This is a genomic window from Mucilaginibacter ginsenosidivorax (assembly GCF_007971525.1).
Lineage (GTDB): Bacteria > Bacteroidota > Bacteroidia > Sphingobacteriales > Sphingobacteriaceae > Mucilaginibacter > Mucilaginibacter ginsenosidivorax.
Genome location: NZ_CP042437.1, coordinates 2,478,759 through 2,497,680, shown reverse-complemented (window position 1 = coordinate 2,497,680; position 18,922 = coordinate 2,478,759). Strand labels below are relative to the sequence as shown.

9 protein-coding genes are annotated in these 18,922 nt (G+C 43.6%); all 9 read left to right on the top strand.

Annotated elements, in window-relative coordinates:
- The first annotated feature begins 225 nt into the window (after positions 1-225).
- The 9 genes from FSB76_RS10375 (at position 226) to FSB76_RS10335 (ending at position 18,649) form a co-directional block, all read left to right on the top strand.
- Positions 226-1,227 (top strand): FecR family protein, encoded by a 1,002-nt coding sequence (locus tag FSB76_RS10375; RefSeq protein WP_147053506.1) that lies wholly within the window; start codon positions 226-228, stop codon positions 1,225-1,227.
- A gap of 257 nt (positions 1,228-1,484) precedes the next feature.
- Entirely contained in the window at positions 1,485-4,754 is a 3,270-nt protein-coding gene (locus FSB76_RS10370; protein WP_158642877.1) for a SusC/RagA family TonB-linked outer membrane protein, read from the top strand.
- Between the two features lie 21 nt (positions 4,755-4,775).
- Positions 4,776-6,368, top strand: a complete 1,593-nt coding sequence (locus FSB76_RS10365) for a RagB/SusD family nutrient uptake outer membrane protein (protein WP_147053504.1) — start codon at positions 4,776-4,778, stop codon at positions 6,366-6,368.
- 624 nt (positions 6,369-6,992) lie between these two features.
- Entirely contained in the window at positions 6,993-9,212 is a 2,220-nt protein-coding gene (locus FSB76_RS10360; protein WP_147053503.1) for an alpha-N-acetylglucosaminidase, read from the top strand.
- Positions 9,213-9,230: 18 nt separating this feature from the next.
- Positions 9,231-10,430 (top strand): acyltransferase family protein, encoded by a 1,200-nt coding sequence (locus tag FSB76_RS10355; protein WP_147053502.1) that lies wholly within the window; start codon positions 9,231-9,233, stop codon positions 10,428-10,430.
- Between the two features lie 133 nt (positions 10,431-10,563).
- Complete coding sequence (locus FSB76_RS10350; protein ID WP_147053501.1) at positions 10,564-12,849, top strand: GH92 family glycosyl hydrolase; 2,286 nt, start codon at positions 10,564-10,566, stop codon at positions 12,847-12,849.
- Positions 12,850-13,829: 980 nt separating this feature from the next.
- Positions 13,830-16,484, top strand: a complete 2,655-nt coding sequence (locus FSB76_RS10345; protein ID WP_147053500.1) for a glycoside hydrolase family 78 protein — start codon at positions 13,830-13,832, stop codon at positions 16,482-16,484.
- Between the two features lie 233 nt (positions 16,485-16,717).
- Positions 16,718-17,320, top strand: coding sequence for an RNA polymerase sigma factor (locus FSB76_RS10340; protein ID WP_147053499.1), 603 nt, complete (start codon positions 16,718-16,720; stop codon positions 17,318-17,320).
- Positions 17,321-17,407: 87 nt separating this feature from the next.
- Positions 17,408-18,649, top strand: a complete 1,242-nt coding sequence (locus tag FSB76_RS10335) for a FecR family protein (protein ID WP_147053498.1) — start codon at positions 17,408-17,410, stop codon at positions 18,647-18,649.
- Positions 18,650-18,922 lie beyond the last annotated feature (273 nt).

Genomic DNA, 18,922 nt, shown 5'->3' with positions numbered 1-18,922 from the left:
CTTTTTAGCAACAAATGCGCTATTTATTGACACAAAATGCGCATTTATTGATACAAAAATAAAACAGAGTTTTTTTTGCGCAAAAGTTCAAAAAAAACAGCCTGAAAAACCGCGTATCTTACGCTTTAAAATACCTGTTTGTAATTTTTGAATTTTATTTGAAAATAATTATAAAAACCATCCCCCCGTTTTAAACCTCCCGGCGTATTTATATAAAAATTGCTCGTGGAAACCATAGTTCAACGTTTAGAAAGGCTTTATAAAACTGATATCCTTACCCAGGACGACAAGCGCTGGCTTGCCGAATACCTAAAGGGAGATATCTCGGAGTTATACCTTATAGCGCTTGATGGTTTTAGTAAAGATGTGCTGGAAAAGAAACTTACCCTTACCGACCAGGCATCCAATCAAATACTTCAAAATATTCATCAACGAATAATTAAGCCTGCTGAACAGGAGCATCCCACGAGACGGTTGTGGGTAAAAATGGCAATTGCCGCATCTTTAGCCACTGTTTTTTGTACAGCCTACCTGTTCAGAAAACAGCTGGATAATTGGATAGACCCTGTTAAATACCAGGAAACAGTAGCGCTAAACGGCGAAATAAAACTCATAAGCTTATCTGACGGTACTACCATATGCCTTAACTCGGGCAGCAGGCTAAACTACCCCGATAAGTTCAAACAAAATACAAGGGAAGTTACCCTTACCGGCGAAGCTTTTTTTAAAGTAGCGCATAATAGCGCTAAGCCATTTATCATCCATTCGGGTAAAATTATAACCACAGTTTTGGGTACCAGTTTTAATGTTAAAGCCTATACCGAAGATAAAGCCATTAAAGTAACCGTGGTAACGGGTAAGGTGGGGATATTAAAAACAAAAGTAAAACAGCCTGCCGTTTTGCTTACACCCAATATGCAGCTGGTATATTCCAAAACTGACGAAACACTGGTTGCAAAAAAAATTGACGATGCCTTATCGGTCATTAGCTGGCAGCAGGGTAAGCTGCAATATCACAATACGCCATTGTCTGATGTGCTGGCCGATGTTCAGCGCAAATATAACGTAACGATCAAGGCTGATAAAAACCTGCTCAACTGTACGCTGTACGCCGATTTTAACAACATGCAATTGCAAAAAGTGCTAAAGCTGATAGAAGCCCTTATAAACGCCCACTTTAAAAAAGAAGGCGGCATCTATACCTTAAAAGGTAAAGGATGCAACTAAAACACCAATTATATAAAACAAATGATGTTTGACACCTAATTAAAACGCTATGAATTAAAAAACAGGGAAAGAGAAAAATGATCCTCCAAAATGGCCGGGCCAGTTTTGGAGGAATAAAATGCCAAAGATTTATTAATGGAGCATGCAGGAGGCCTCAAGAACCATAGCACGTTCCAGCTTGACCTATAACACTTTAATATAGCAAAAATATGAAAAAAACCATACCCGAAAGATTCTTTCGAGCCATAACACTCGTTATGAAAATTAATGCGATTATTTTATTAGTTGTCTGCTCGCTATCGTCCATTGCTATGGCCGATAACTCATACGGACAAAGCGTGCTGGAAAAGCCAGTTACCCTTAAGTTGAAAAAAATGCCGCTTTCTGATGCGCTCGAGCGCATTTCGGCAAATACAGGTGTACGGATAATGTACACCGGGAACAACATTGAAAGTGATGTTAAAGTAACCTTGACTGCCAGAAACGAGAAACTGGAAGCCGTTTTGAAAAAGGTTTTGCTTGACAATCAATTTACTTATACCGAAATTGAAGGCAGCCTGTTGGTTAAGCCTGCACCAAAGCCACCGGTTGAGAAAAAAGTAGAGCTTCCTCCGCCTACCATTATTACCGGTACCGTTGTAGACGATAGAGGTTTACCACTGATAGGTGTTTCTGTTAAAATAGCAGGGCTTGCAACAGGTGCGGTAACCGATTTAGATGGTAAATTTAAGGTGCAGGTGGCCAACGAGAATGCCGTACTGGTATTCTCTTATATCGGTTTTGATACGCAACGAATAACCGTTGGCTCACAAACTGTTATAAAGGTTACATTGGTGCCGTCGGCCAATTCGTTATCTACAGTAGTAGTTGTGGGTTACGGTACCACAACAAAAAAGGCATTAACCAGTTCGATTGCTACTGTTAAGGCCGAGCAATTTAACGCAGGCGTGGTAACAACCCCTGCAGATTTATTGGAAGGTAAAGTGGCCGGTTTAAATATTACCAATGATGGTAACCCCAATGGTACGGCATCGGTTACCCTAAGGGGGCCTTCGTCTATAAGGGCAGGTGCCGCCTCTGTGCCGTTTTATGTGATTGACGGTGTACCCGGTGCCGACTTTAATTTACTGGCGCCATCGGATATCGCTTCGATAGATGTATTGAAAGATGCTTCTGCAGCGGCCATTTACGGAACAAGGGCTACCAACGGTGTAATTATTGTTACCACCAAAAAAGCAAAATCGGGCCAGTTAAGGATGACCTATAACGGTTACGGATCATTTGAAAAAGTATCCAACCAGTTTGATGTTGCCAGTGCCGATCAGCTGCGGGCGTATGTAAAAGCAAACGGGCAAAGTTTTACCCCTGCTAATGATAACGGCGGCAATACCGATTGGCAAAAAGCGGTTGAACGCAACACCGGTTTTTCGCAAAACCACAACCTGTCTTTTGGCGGCGGTACCGATAAAACTACTTATAACGGAAGTTTAAATTACCTTGATAACCAGGGTATTGTTAAAAGCAGTGGTTTAAAACGTGTAATAGGCAGGTTGAACATTACTCAAAAAACGCTGAACGATAAACTGAAACTCGATTTTTCGTTAAGTAATTCTGTTTCCAACTCAAACCTTTTGGTTAACGATATACCATTGTCGAGCGCAAACGGACAAAGCCCCGGCCTGTTTAAATCAATCGTTCAGTATTTACCTACACGTACTATTTACAACGCCGATGGCACTTTTTATAACGATCCTACTTTAAAACTGGGCTACAACCCGGTGGGCCTGATCACCAACGATACCTATAAACGGAAAATTAGCCTGTTGCTGGGCAATGTGCGCGGTGAATTGATTTTACCGGCCGGTTTACTATACAACTTTAACTTAGCTTACCAGGAAACAAATACCGATAACAATACCTATTACAATTCGGCATCTGAACTTGCACCTGGCCTTAATGGTAAAGCTATCCGGTCGACTTATGAGGATACTAAAAAGTTATTTGAAAACTATTTAACCTACGCGCATAACTGGAATGATGTGCACAATTTTAAACTGTTGCTTGGTTACTCGATAGATCAGACAACTACCGGCAACGGTTTTCAGTCAACCAATCAAAACTTTATTTCTGACGCCACCGGATACAGCAACCTTGCCCTGGGTACGCCGGCTGCCGGTTACCGGGTTGATTATGGTAGCGTTAACGAAGAAACGTTACGCCTGATATCATTTTACTCGCGCCTAAATTACAGCTATAAAGGCAAATACCTTTTGGAGGCATCTTTACGCCGCGATGGTTCAAACGCGTTTGGTACCAATCACCGCTGGGGCTATTTCCCTGCTGCGTCTGCCGCATGGCGTTTAATCGATGAGGATTTCATGAAATCGCAATCGCTGTTTGATGATTTGAAGTTAAGGGTAGGCTATGGTAAAACAGGTAACTCGTTAGGCTTCTCGCCTTATACGCCGATAACGCTTTATGGCACTACCGGTAGTTTTTACTATAACGGTGCTTATATCGGCGCTATTGGTGTAACCCAAAACCCAAATCCTGATTTGAAGTGGGAAAGTACGGGCACGCTTAATGGCGGTATCGACTTCTCGATATTAAAAGGACGTTTAGGTGGCTCGGTTGATATCTACAATAAAAAAACAACCGATATGATCACTACTGTTCCGGTATCATTGATCAATAACTTTGTAAGTTACAAGGTTGAAAACGTAGGCAGCATGTCTAACAAAGGTGTCGAGATTGCCTTGAATGGTACGCCTATCAAATCAAAAGATTTTACATGGAGCAGCTACGGCAACATTTCATTCAATAAAAACAAGATCACATCACTGGCCCCAAATCTTTCTAAAATATATGTGGGTGATCCTGAAGGACCAGGACAAAGCGGTATAAACGTATCAATAATTGAAGCCGGCTATCCGCTTGGCGAGTTTTATACCTTGAAATACCTTGGCCGCCCCAATGGCGTGTCAACCTTTATGGGTGCCAACGGCCAGCCAACTACAACCCCTACCAGTGCCGATCAAACTTACGCTGGTAACGCGCAGCCTACCTATACATTTGGTTTAGGTAACGATTTTACTTATAAAAACTTTAGCCTTAATTTCTTCTTCAGGGGCCAGGGTGGTAACAAAATCATGAACGCTTCGTTAGCCAGCTTTAACCAGCCAACCCAGGCTTCGGCGCATGGTGTGCCCACGTTAACATTAAGCGAGCCAGGTACCGATGTTAATGCCAACTTATATTCAACCCGTTACCTCGAAAGCGGCGCCTTCATCCGGTTAAGCAATGCCACACTTGCCTATAAACTAAATGTTACCGGTAATTATGTGCATGGCATCCGCTTTTATGTTACCGGAACCAACTTATTTATTATCACCAAATACAAAGGGGTTGATCCTGAATTGAATTTGAACATCAATAACCAGCAAAGCGGCCAGTTTATTGGCGTTGATAGTAATAATTTCTATCCAAAAACAAGGAGCTTCCTTGCAGGTATACAAGTTGATTTATAATAACCATTAACCTAACAAGACATGAATAATTTAAAAAGATATATAAAGCCTGGCCTTATTGCCATGGTTATGGGGGCTATTTACCTTTCGGGCTGTACAAAATTAGATATCACGCCCAAGTCGGCACTTACCCCATCTATTTTCCCTACTACACCTGCACAGTATGTAGCTGCCACCGGGCCTATTTATACCTCGTTCCGCGGGGCGCCGGGCAGGCAGTACTGGTTATTACAAAATTTAAGTACCGATGAAAATGTGCTGGTGGCGCGTGGCGGTAACTGGCTGGATGGGGGTACCTATTCAACTGTGAACCTGCATACCGTAACCCCTGATAACGGCATGACAGAAACCTGCTGGCAGTGGGGGTACGGAACCATAAGCTTATGTAACCAGGTATTATCGTTATTTGATGCTACACCGGCAAGTGATGCTAAAAAGCAAACCGTTGCCGAAATTAAAACCATGCGGGCATTGTCTTATTTTTACCTGATGGACCTTTTCGGAAACGTGCCTATCAGCAAAAAATTTGGCGATACTACCAACCTGGGAACCCAGCCAAGGGCAACAGTGTTTGCATTTATCGAAAGCGAACTGCTGGCGCAAATTCCTGACCTGAGCGCTACATCGGGCGTAACAACCTACGGCAGGCCAACCAAAGGTTTAGCCTATGCCATACTTGCAAAAATGTACCTTAACGCCCAATACTATATTGGCACAGCAAGGTACCAGGATGCGGTTACCATGTGCGATAATATTATAAAACTGGGCCAATATTCTTTAGATGCCGATTATTTGGGCATGTTTAAACCCAATAACGGTCCGCAAATTAAGGACTTTATTTTTGCTGTACCTTATGATGGCGTTCAGGCGCAGGGACAATATTATGCCCGCTGGACAATTAACCCTAACCTGAAAAACAAGTATAAAATGCCTTACACGCCAGATGGGCCTGTGTATACGTACAAACAGTACTATGCTTTATTTAACGATGATAATGATATCCGTAAAAAACAATACCTGGTTGGCAAGCAATACAACAATGATGGCACGCCAATAAACATTACTACAACCAACATAGGGCTTGATGCAAGTTATAGCGGCCCTAATCCGAATGCAACTGTTGTACACCAACTGGAGTTTACGCCCGATATTGTTTGGAAAAACCCCGCCACTTTTGATATTGGTAACGATGAGCTTGCCAACGAAGAAGGCTACAGGAACAACAAATTTTATCCGGACAGCTTAAATACAGATCGTAACCAGGGTAATGATGTGCCTATGTTCAGGTATGCCGATGTGTTGCTGGAAAAAGCCGAAGCCATTTTAAGAGGTGCAACTGCAACCAACGGCGATTCGCCTTTATCATTGGTTAATCAGGTAAGGGCACGTGCAAAAGCTTCGCCAATGGCGGCTGTTACCCTGCAGGATATTTTAGACGAACGCGGCCGCGAGCTGGCTATGGAAATGTGGCGCAGAAACGACATTATCCGTTTTGGCCAGTTTGAGAAGGCATGGGGCATCAAAACCGATGCAAACCCTGCTAAACGCATTTTTCCAATACCAAGGCCCGAAATGGCGTTAAATCCAAAACTGGTTCAAAACCCTGGGTATTAATTTATGTTACCTTACAAATACAGGCCGCGCAACGGCCTGTATTTGTTTTTTATCGGTTTTTGCTTTTTTTTTAAATTGTTTTATAAGATTTTTTTAATAAATGATGATGAGGTGTTAATGCCTGGCGATAGGCTGAGACGGGAAGGGTGTATGGCGGTAACGACTCACCCCGGCTACGCTGCGCTGGCCGGCCCTCTCTCCGGCTAAAGCCGCAAAGAAGGTTTTAGGATTTTTTACTTAATAAAGTATTGATTATAAATTAACTACTAACACTAAACCCTCTATGCGGCGTAGCCGGAGAGAGGGTGGTCGGGCGCAGCCTCGACCGGGTGAGTTGTAGCCAGCGTTCGGGCAAATGTTTATGACATAAATTTCAAAAAAGAGTTTTGAAAAATTTTATAAGTTATTGATTATAAATGCCTGCTAACACGAAACCCTCTTTCCGGCGAAGCCGAAGAGAGGGTGGCGGGCGTAGCCTCGTCGGGTGAGTCTTAGCCGGCGTTCAAACAAATGTTTATAACATAAATTTCAATACCTTGTAAGCAGCTAAAAAGCCAATAACGTAAATTAAAAGTTAAAACCCTCTGCAATATTTCTATCTTATCAAATTTAAACAGGCTCTGTATGTTGTTAAGCAAATTTTTCTCAGTACGTTTTTTTGCCCTGCTTATTGTTTCAATTTTTATCGGAAGGGAAGCAGATGCCCAGGTTAACAAGCAGGCATCATACGCGTTAATTAGCCGGGTAATACCCAACGCAGCAACACATTTTAAGGTAGAGGAAATCCCGGCGATAAATGGCAAAGATGCGTTTGAAATAGAAAGCATTAACAACAAAATTGTATTAAGAGGCAATAATGGCGTCGCGATAGCATCGGCATTATACTATTACCTAACCGAATACTGCCACTGCCAGGTAACCTGGAATGGCACCAATTTAAACCTGCCCGTAAAGCTGCCGAAATTGCCTGCGAAGATTCACAAAAACACGCCGTACCAATACCGGTACTACTTAAACTATTGCACGTACAACTACAGTATGAGCTGGTGGGACTGGAAACGATGGGAAAAAGAAATTGACTGGATGGCCCTGCATGGTATTGATATGCCGCTTGCGCTAACGGGCCAGGAGTATACCTGGTACGAAGTTTATAAAGATATGGGTTTTACCGATAACGATTTGAAATCGTTTTTTTGTGGTCCGGCTTATTTTTCATGGTTTTGGATGGGCAACCTTGATGGCTGGGGCGGCCCGCTGCCCGTCAGCTGGATGACCAGCCACCGCGATTTGCAGCAAAAAATATTAAAGCGTGAAAGAGCGCTTGGCATGAAGCCCGTTTTACAATCATTTACCGGCCATGTACCCGCCGCGTTTACAACACGCTTCCCTAATTCAAAGCTGAAAAAAACCAACTGGAACAATGGTTTTGGCGACACCTATATATTGGATACCCACGACCCAATGTTTGACTTAATTGGCCGTAAGTTTTTAGAAACCCAAACCCGTTTATATGGCACCGATCACCTGTACTCGGCCGATACTTTCAATGAAAATGAACCGCCAACGGATGATCCGGCTTACTTATCGGCATTAAGCGCCAGGGTTTACCAGGCCATGAGCAGCGCCGACCCTAAAGCTATATGGGTAATGCAGGGCTGGCTTTTTTACAGCGACCGCAAATTCTGGAAAACTCCACAGATAAAAGCTTTGCTTCAAGCCGTGCCCAATGATCACATGATTATGCTTGATTTGGCCACCGAAATTGAACCCGTTTGGAAACGCACCGAAGCCTATTACGGTAAACCATGGATCTGGAATATGCTGCATAATTTTGGCGGCAATATAGGCATGTTTGGCAGGATAGAGGGTGTGGCACAAGGCCCCGCGCTGGCCCTTAAAGATACGGCCTCGGGCAAGCTGCAAGGCATTGGCCTTACTATGGAGGGGATTGAACAAAACCCGGTATTATATGAGTTAATGACCGATAATACCTGGCGTACTGAGCCTATTGAACTGGATAGCTGGCTTAAAACTTACATTTTAAACCGCTATGGTAATGTAAATGCTCATACTATTAACGCCTGGCAGGTATTGAAGAAAACCGTTTATAACGGTAAGGACATCCGCGATGCCTCAGAATCGATTATAACCGGCAGGCCAACTTTTGACTCGGCCGCGGTATGGACAAGGACTAAGCTAAATTATAACCGTAAAGACTTGTTGCCCGCCTGGGACGAACTGATGAAGGCTGTACCCGCATGCAGCAAAAGCGATGGCTTTCAGTACGACCTGGTTGATTTATCCAGACAGGTATTGGCAAACTACGCCCGGCCATTGCAGCAAAAATGGGTAAAGGCTTATGAGGATAAAAATATAGCCGACTTTGATAAATACAGCGCTCAGTATCTTCAGTTGATTACCGATATGGATGCGCTTTTGGCAACCCGGAAAGACTTTTTATTAGGCCCTTGGCTTGCCGATGCCCGTAATTGTGGAACCACGCCAACCGAAAAGGCAATTTACGAACGGAATGCCCGAAACCTGGTTACGCTTTGGGGCGATGAAAAAAGCCCGCTTCATGAATACTCCTGCCGGCAGTGGAGCGGCTTGCTAAATGATTTTTATAAAGTACGGTGGCAAAAGTTTTTTACAGAAGCGCAGGCCGCGTTAAAAGCCGGAAAGCCGATGGATGCCGCCGCATTTGATAAAAACATAAGCGCCTGGGAGTGGAGTTGGGTAAATACGCAAAAGCCTTACCCGGTAACTATAAAAGGCAGCAGCATATTGCTGACGCAACAACTGTATAAAAAGTACCGCACTAAAATGGGGGCAGACTTAAAATAACATTAATATTTAAGGCATATGACCAATACACCAATTGTATCTGATCCTTTTATAAATGCCGGCAACGGTAAAAATATACCTGTAAAGTTACCCCGCCTGTTATCGTTAGATGCGCTGCGTGGGTTTGATATGTTTTGGATAATGAGTGGCGAAGGGGTGATACACGCCCTGGCCAAAGCAACCAATTGGCCGGTTTTACTGTGGATGTCGGGCCAGTTGCACCATACCGATTGGAATGGGATTACATTTTATGACATGATCTTTCCGCTGTTTTTGTTTATCGCCGGGGTATCTATGCCATATTCTATGCACAATAAAATGCTGAAGGCGGGAGTAAACGATGCACAGTTTTTACCTAAAGCCGATAAGCGGAGCATCTATTTATCCATGCTCCGCCGTACCCTGATACTGCTTTTTTTAGGGCTGGTTGTTAACGGACTTTTTAAGTGGAACGGGTACGAGCAAACGCGCTTTGCAAGCGTATTGGGGCGTATTGGGCTTGCCTGGTTTTTTGCCGGGCTCATTTATTTGAATTTTAATTTTCGGCAGCAGCTTATCTGGTTTGCTGTATTATTGTTGGGGTATTGGGCAGCTATGATGCTTATCCCGGTGCCGGGTTATGGCGCAGGAGTTTTAACCATGAATGGCAGCCTGGAATCATATATCGACAGGCTGTTGCTTCCGGGCAGGCTGCATGATAAAGTGCATGATCCCGAAGGGGTGTTGTCAACCATCCCGGCAATTGGCACAGCTATGTTGGGTATTTTTACCGGTCAGTTTTTAAAATACCAGTCGGCAAAATGGCCCATGTGGAAAAAGGGCGTGGCGCTATTTGTAGCTGGGCTAATACTAATTGCCATCGGCTCCGTATGGAATTTAACCTTTCCTATCAACAAACGCCTTTGGACAAGTTCTTTTGTTTTATTTGTAGGTGGATGGAGCCTTGTTTTCCTGTCGGTGTTTTATCTGATTATTGATGTGGCCGGCTATCGCAAATGGGCTTTCCCTTTTGTGCTTATCGGGGTAAATTCAATCCTGATTTACCTGGCATCCGAAGGCATGATTGATTTTCAGCACACCGCCCATTACTTTTTTGGCGGGCTGATCCAGTACGTATCGCCGCTATGGCAAGCGGTATGGCAGGCCATAAGCATAGTGGTTGTGCAGCTTGCATTGCTTTATTTTTTATATCGAAACAAAATATTTTTGAAGATATAGCCTTGTGCGTTGCAGAAGCTTAGTGTTAAGTTAATAGTACTAAGCCTTAAGTCAAAAGTCATATCTAATCTTTTTTTGACTTAGGACTAAAGACTTTCGACTAAAGACTATTACACGATTAACATGATATCGTATGATAATTTATAAAGAGCTACGCTTATTTTTTACTTTATTGCTGCTGGCTATCTCGGCATCAGCATTTGCGCAGGATGTTGTTAAATATGTACAGCCATTGGCCGGTACCGCTGTTGCCACAACGGCATCGGCAATAAAACACGGTTCGGGCTATGCCGCATCGCAGGCCAATACTATCCCTGCGGTAACCACACCATTCGCCATGACGCAATGGACGCCCGAAACCCAGGCGACTGAAAACAAGTGTGTACCGCCATATCTTTATAAAGATAGCTTGTTTTACGGCCTGCGCGGTTCACATTGGCTAAGTGGCTCCTGTACGCAGGATTACGGCAGCTTTACCATTATGCCCATAACCGGCAAATTAAAAACCAACAATTACCAAACCTCATTTAAACACACCGATGAACTGTTAACCCCTTATTTATACCAGGTTAATTTAGCCGAATATAGCGTACATGCCGCCGTAACCGCTACCCCACGCTGTGGGATAATGCAGTTTACCATGGATAAGGCCGATAGCCTTTATTTACTGGTTACACCCAACAGCGACAGGCACGAAGGCTACATACAAGTTGATGCCCAACACGGAGAAATATACGGTTACAACCCGGCGCATCGCATTTACCAGGGATGGGGCAAAAGCGCCGGTTTTAATGGCTTTTTTGTAATCCGGTTTGAAAAACAGGCCGATTGCGCGGGAACTTTTACCGAAGGGAAGGTTTTATCGGCCACAAGCCTGAAAGACATGCCAGGCTTAGGTGCCTTTGTCGGCTTTAAAATGAACAAGGGCGAAAAGCAGGTGATCCGTATAGGTACATCATTTACCAGCCTGGATGGCGCCCGTAAAAATTTACAGGCAGAAATGCCCGGCGCTGATTTTGATAAAGCGGTTGTAAGTTGTAAGCAGGTTTGGCAAAAAGCCTTAGGTCAAATTAGCGTTGCTACCGATAACCTGAAGGATAAAAACATTTTCTACACGGCCTATTACCATACTATGCAGCAACCGCGCTTGTTTAGCGATGTGGATGGCAGCTATCCGATGTTTGCAACCGCTTATAAAAATGCAAAGCTGGCAAAGGGTAATTATTATGATGATTTTTCGATGTGGGATATTTACCGGGCCGAAATTCCTTTGTATGAAATACTAAAACCGGCTTTTGTAAACGACCTGGTACGCTCGCTGATTATCAAAGGCAGGCAAGGAGGCTGGATGCCCATATTTCCCTGCTGGAACAATTATACTTCAGAAATGATAGGCGATCATACGGCTTCGGTAATCAGCTCCGCCTATCTTAAAGGTATCCGCGATTATGATGTAAACGAAGCTTATGGCTTATTGCGGCACAACGCATTTGATATACCGGCCAATAAAGCTGATTATGTAGAAGGTAAAGGCCGCCGGGCTTTGGATAGCTATTTAAAATATCATTATATCCCGCTGGAAGATAGCGTGCCCGATGCCTTCCATAAAAAAGAACAAGTGAGCCGTACGATGGAATATGCTTATGATGATTATGCCTTATCGCAATTTGCGAAACAAATAGGTAACACAGCCGATTATAAATTGCTGATACAACGAGCGGGCTATTACAAAAATGTATTTGACCCGGCAACAGGCATGGTACGTGGCCGTTACGCCAATGGCAATTGGATACCGGATTACAACCCCGACAAAAAAGAAAGTTATATTACCGAGGGCACGCCCCGCCAATACACATTTTATGCTCCGCAGGATATTCCGGGCCTTGCAAAACTAATGGGTGGCCCTCGCAAACTGGAATCGGCTTTGGATAGTTTGTTTTTGAAAAAAGAATACTGGCACGGCAACGAGCCTGGGCACCAGATTCCGTTTATGTACAATTATACCCCAGCGCCCTGGAAAACCCAGCAGCAGGTTCGGGATATACTTGCAACGGAGTATAGTGATGGGCCGGGTGGGCTCGGCGGCAATGACGATGCCGGGCAAATGTCGGCCTGGTACATGTTTGCATCCATGGGTTTTTATCCGGTAAACCCGGTATCGGGTCAGTTTGTATTATGTTCGCCAATTTTTGATAAAGTAATATTGAAGCTGCCCAATGGGAAAAGCACAACCATAACCTGCCACAAGAAAAGTAAAAGCTCAGCATACATCTACCAGGTTAAGCGGAACGGGAAGCTAAGCCTCCGTAATTATATCAGCTACCAGGAGATCATGAACGGCGGCAGCCTGGAATTTTTTATGCAGGATACACCGGATGCTAAATGGGCAACCCAAACCCAATATCAGCCTGGCCGGTAAAACTCGAATAAGGGGTAGGTAAGAATTATTTGTACATAAAATTTAAGCGCAGTTTAAATAAGCTTTGACTTAATGCCACCAAGTCAAATTATAAAGCAACTTTATTCTTCAATAAAAAGGACATCAAAGCTTGGCATGTCTCCCCATATCGTTATGGTGCTTTGTATTGGTTGTTCTATTTTAATTGTCTTTTACATAGCCGTTTCTAAGGGCCATAGGCCCGGCACATATTGTAGCCACGGGTTTCAACCCGTGGACGATTGCCCAAAGGACAGCCAGAGTGCCATCGGCACGGTCCATATTTTTAGGTAATCCAGGTATTTGAATTTTGTTCATGCGATTGCGCATTGCCCATATGGGTCGAACCTACGGCTCTCTATCGTTTTCTTCGTTTCTTTCCACGGGTTAAAACCCGTGGCTACAAGATTGGCCGAGGCTACGCCTCTGATTCGTGTAGAACAAGCCCGGGTGTGTCGACAAAACATATCTTTAGAAACTAATCAGTAACTGCATCTGTGTTACCTATACAATCCGATATAAAATAATAACAAAGGGGCAAATTTCAACCAGAAATTTGCCCCTTTGTTAGTGGTAGTCACACTTTTCCTGAAGCGCTTTTGAACAGCGAATAGCTTTATAAGGCGCTCTGTCTTGCAGGACAGAAAGGGATGGTTATCATATCTGCTTAAATTAATTTTGATTAACCATTTATAATCTATCAAATTGCCGGGTTGCAACCAATGATAAAATATTGTTGAATACGTGTTGTTTCGAGTGATTATAATTGAAATTGTTTTGGCTTTTAACAACGGTTATGCCTTTGTGGCGAGTTAACCAACAAAGCCTTTTATAAACCATTTGTTTCTGAAGGATAAAATGAAGTTGGAGAACAAACTATGCCGGCATGGCCGCTAACCGGGCTATCCGGTTTTGGTGGTCGACTTTATATAACCTTAGATCGTAAAAACATTAACCTATATATGAGAATAACCCTTGCCACGGCCTGCTTTTTATTAGTATGCAACATTGGTACAGCACAGGTAATAGCCACCAACCTTTTAACCGAAGACCAGAAAAATCCTATCAGTATTGATGCCCGAAACCCCCGGTTTAGCTGGCAGCTGGCTGCAAATGGCAGTAAGGCCAATAACCAGGCTGCTTACGAGGTTCAGGTGGATGCTATTGACGCGGAGAGTGGCAAGCCCGTTAGTTTATGGTCAACCGGTAAGGTGTTATCGGGCCAAACGTTGTATGTGCCTTATGGGGGCAAAACGTTGAAATCGGGACATAGTTATTCCTGGAAGGTAAGGACCTGGGACATCAGCGGCAAACAATCCGCCTGGAGCGAACCTGCCTTGTGGACAATGGGGCTGTTATCACCGGCCGACTGGCAGGCAAAATGGATAGGCCCTTCAACTCCCGATGCAGTGAATGGCCCGGTTCCGTTATTAAGGACGGGGTTTTTGTTAAACAAACAGATTAGCAAGGCAACCGCCTATATCACATCTCACGGGTTTTATGAGGCTCAGATCAATGGCAAAAAGGTGGGCGATGCCTACTTAACCCCCGGGTGGACAAGCTATAACAAAAGGTTGCAATACCAGGCTTATGATGTTAAGGGTCTTTTAAAATCGGGCGATAACGCTATTGGATTGTCGCTTGGTAGTGGCTGGTACCGCAGCCCGCTGGGGCCGTACAATCCAAGGCCGGATTTTTACGGGAAAAACCTTGCGCTTTTACTGCAAATTAAAATAGTTTACACCGATGGCACCGAAAAGCTGATCGTATCCGACGAAAGCTGGAAGTCATCTACCGGCGCCCTGCGCTTTGCCGAAATTTACGATGGCTGTATCCTGGATACCCGGCTTGCCCGGCAGGGTTGGTCGGAGGCTGGTTTTAACGATCGGGATTGGCAGGATGTAAAAGTACAGTCGCTTGATAAAAACAACCTGGTTGCCACCATTAATGAACCGGTTAGGCAACATGAAACATTTAAGCCTGTTAAAATCATCACCACCCCCCGGGGCGAAAAAGTGATCGACTTTGGTCAAAACCTGGTAGGTTGGGTAAAAGTTACCGTTCAGGGCCATACCGGCGATTCCATTATGATATCGCATGCCGAGGTATTGGATAAGGCCGGCAATTTTTACACCGAAAACCTGCGTGCCGCCAAAGCGCAAAATATTTACATTTTAAAAGATAACAGCAAACAAACTTTCGAGCCGCAGTTTACCTGGCAGGGTTTCAGGTATATTAAAGTAACGGGCATTAAAGGCGAATTAAACCCGGCCGATTTTACCGGGATAGCCTTGTATTCAGATATGAAGGTTACGGGGAGTTTTGCATGCTCAAACCCATTGCTTAACCAATTACAACACAATATTCAATGGGGGCAAAGGGGCAATTTTTTAGATGTACCTACTGATTGCCCGCAACGCGATGAAAGGCTGGGCTGGACGGGTGACGCACAGGTTTTTTCGCGCACGGCATCGTACAACATGAATGTGCACAACTTTTTTAGCAAGTGGCTTAAAGATGTAGCTGCCGACCAGTACCCCAGCGGAAGTATCCCCTACATCATCCCCGATGTTTTTACTAACGGCAACAATGAAGTTGGCGGCAGCACCGGCTGGGGCGATGTATCAACCATTGTACCGTGGACAGTGTATTCGGCTTATGGCGATAAACAGGTTCTGGAAAACCAGTACACAAGTATGAAAGCCTGGGTTAAGTACATTGAAAAGCAAACCAAAAACGACCTTTGGGTTACCGGCAATCATTTTGGCGATTGGCTGTTTTACAGCGTTAACAACGACAGGGACGGTACATCTGCCATCACCAATAAATATTTAATAGCCCAATGTTTTTATGCCCACTCAACACAAATATTACTTAACAGCGCCAAAATCCTGAACAAAAAGGCCGACGAGCAGTATTATACGCAATTATTACAAAGGATAAAAAATGCCTTTGTAAAGGAATACGTTACGCCAAATGGGCTGATATCATCTGATACACAAACGGCCTACGTGCTGGCGCTTGAATTTGATATGCTGCCGGTATCCCTAAGGCAACAGGCTGCCGAACGGCTGGTTAAAAATATAAAGCAGTATGATTATCACCTTACAACCGGCTTTTTAGGTACTCCGTACCTTTGCGATGCCCTCAGTAAGTTTGGCCATGCCGATGTGGCTTACAGGTTGTTGTTACAGGATACCTATCCATCCTGGTTATATCCTATAAAGGCAGGGGCCACAACCATTTGGGAAAGATGGGACGGCATCAGGACCGATGGCAGCTTCGAGGAATCGTCAATGAACTCCTATAACCATTACGCTTATGGCGCCATTGGCGACTGGATGTATCAAAACATAGCCGGCATACAGGCGGGAGAGGCTGGTTATAAAAAAATAATTATCAAGCCGGCTATAGGCGGCGGCCTAACCTGGGCCGAGGGCGGTTACGATTGCCCGTACGGACATATCAGTAGTAAATGGAAAATAGAAGGTGGCAAGCTTGATATGTCGGTTACCATTCCACAAAATACTACTGCGGATATTTTTGTGCCCGATGCGTTGGGTAAAACCTATCAAAAGTTTTCTGTTAAGGGAGGCGATTATCATTTTCAACGATAACTATCCGGTCGAAAGGAGATTTGGTGGCTTTTAAGTTTGAAGCTAATAGATATTCGCGATAAATAAAGTGTCACTTAAGCCTATAAATGAGTGAAAGGTGACAATGACAGATAGGGATGGTTTTAATATTTATGTTATGCATTATTGTGTAACCAATAAAAACCATTCCAAATTTTAAACGGATAACGGGTGTAACCAAACCTTGCTTTGCAACTTCAAATGAAAAAAACACTATGAGTTCTTCTCTTGGCCAAACGGATAAAGAGCTTACCGCATTACTCAAAAGTGGGAGTGTTTTGGCGTTTACGCAGTTGTATCATAAATACAGCCCTAAGATGTACGTCAACATGTTTAAGATGGTGAAGGACAAGGAGGTAGTAGAAGAGATGATCCAGGTTTTATTTTCACGGATCTGGCATCAGCGGGAGACAATTACCTATGAGCGCGATTTTTCGGGTTATTTATATAGGGCAGGTTCGCATTTGGTATGTGATTTTTATAGAAAGCTGGAAAGCGACCGGAAAATGACGGCCCACTTTAAATCGACTATTACCGATCATTATTCGCACATAGAAGAAAAGATATTTTTTAAAGAAAGCGAAAACCTGCTGCAGCAGGCTTTGGCAGAACTTTCGCCACAACAGCGCCAGGTTTATCAGCTTTGTAAGCTCGACGGATTTAGCTATAAAGAAACCGCCACAAAGCTTGGCATATCTCCCCATACCGTAAAAGAATATCTATCTAAAGCAAAAAACGTTGTAAAATCTTACATGGTCAAAAACATGGAAATTGTTACCTTTTTGATGTGTTGTTTTTACATAGTTTTGTGCTATTAATTGGTGCACAGTTTTTTAATTCGATTGATTGAGCCCCCCATATTTATTTTAATTACGTCTTTAGTAAAATAGTATAACTGCTGATAGATGAACTACAGGGAATTATCACTTCTGTTTGAAAAACTGGTAAAAAATGAATGCACTGAAGAGGAAGCAGATTTGCTGTTAAAGTTGCTGTCGGACAGATCTTATGACGGCATGTTCCGCCAGTTGGCAGAAAAGCAATTACAGCAAACAGCCCATGGTGAAAGCCCAAACGATGCGTCTGAAGAATCGCTGAACCTTAAATTGGAGGCGATTTTAAATTCGGGTTTGCCAGCAAAAAAAATCAACAAAAAAAATGTCCGCCATTTATATAAATGGTATGCTGCGGCTACCATGCTGTTGTTTCTGGCTATTGGCGCCTATGTTTTCAAAAAAAATAGGCCTGCAAATTTGGTGGCAAACAACCACCAGCAAAAAATTACGTTTGGCGGCAATAAAGCCGTTTTAACTTTAAGCAACGGTCAAAAAATTAATTTGGAGGATGCGGCTAACGGCGCCATAGCCGCCCAATCTAATTTCACTATCACAAAAACAAAGGCGGGGCTGGTGGTTTACCAGGCCAATGCTTCCGGCGAAGGTGGCAGTGCCGCATCGGCAGCGCCTTTATATAACACGATTACAACACCCGATGGCGGCCAATACGAGGTTGTGCTTCCCGATGGATCAAAGGTGTGGTTAAACGCGGCATCGTCCATAAAGTTCCCGGCGCAGTTTGCGGCAGATAAACGTTTGGTTGAGTTAACCGGCGAGGCTTATTTTGAGGTGACGAAAGTTTTTATTCCCCAAAAAAAGGTGAATAAGTTTGAAAAAATGCCCTTTATTGTTTTGAGCGGCCGCCAACGAATAGAAGTATTAGGTACCAGGTTTAATGTAAATGATTACCGGGAAGAGAATAGTGTGAAAACAACTTTACTCGAAGGATCGGTAAAAGTGAATACACTTAACGGCGACGGCCAGCAAACATCCCCCTTATCGGCAATGCTCAGGCCGGGGCAACAGGCAGACCTGGATCGTGGTAACATAAAGGTTAGTGCGGCTGATACCGCTTCGGCAACTGCGTGGAAAAACGGCTTTTTTCAATTTGACAATGAAGATATTTATGTGGTAATGCGAAAAATTGCCAGGTGGTATAACATTGATGTGGATTACCGTGGAGACATGCGCGGCAAGGTTTTTTCGGGCGTGATATCAAAGTATAGCAACGTAACCGAAGTGCTGAAGATGCTGCAGTTAACCGGCAGTGTTTCGTTTACCATCAAAGAGCGTAAGATTACCGTGTTGTAATATTTTTTACCAATCATTTGCCGCTGTTAAGTCAATAGTACTAAACCGTCAAGTCTAAAGTTTAATTTTTTAAGTTAAAACTCAAGATTTTGGGCTAAAGACTATTCATCAATTTATCATTGACATGGCACTACAGGCCCTAAATATTAACTATAACAGCTATAGTTGTTAACCTCCATTTTAAAGAAAATTTTCTTTAACCAATCTGCCAGGTCAAAATGAATCACTCCGATGACCTTATAGTACTATGGTAATGCTTTATACAAAGCCAAG

Coding starts and splice junctions, on each gene's coding strand:
- FSB76_RS10370 (WP_158642877.1), top strand. CDS start 1,485: ATGAAAATTAATGCGATTATTTTATTAGTTGTCTGCTCGCTATCGTCC.
- FSB76_RS10365 (WP_147053504.1), top strand. CDS start 4,776: ATGAATAATTTAAAAAGATATATAAAGCCTGGCCTTATTGCCATGGTT.
- FSB76_RS10360 (WP_147053503.1), top strand. CDS start 6,993: ATGTTGTTAAGCAAATTTTTCTCAGTACGTTTTTTTGCCCTGCTTATT.
- FSB76_RS10355 (WP_147053502.1), top strand. CDS start 9,231: ATGACCAATACACCAATTGTATCTGATCCTTTTATAAATGCCGGCAAC.
- FSB76_RS10350 (WP_147053501.1), top strand. CDS start 10,564: ATGATAATTTATAAAGAGCTACGCTTATTTTTTACTTTATTGCTGCTG.
- FSB76_RS10345 (WP_147053500.1), top strand. CDS start 13,830: ATGAGAATAACCCTTGCCACGGCCTGCTTTTTATTAGTATGCAACATT.
- FSB76_RS10340 (WP_147053499.1), top strand. CDS start 16,718: ATGAGTTCTTCTCTTGGCCAAACGGATAAAGAGCTTACCGCATTACTC.
- FSB76_RS10335 (WP_147053498.1), top strand. CDS start 17,408: ATGAACTACAGGGAATTATCACTTCTGTTTGAAAAACTGGTAAAAAAT.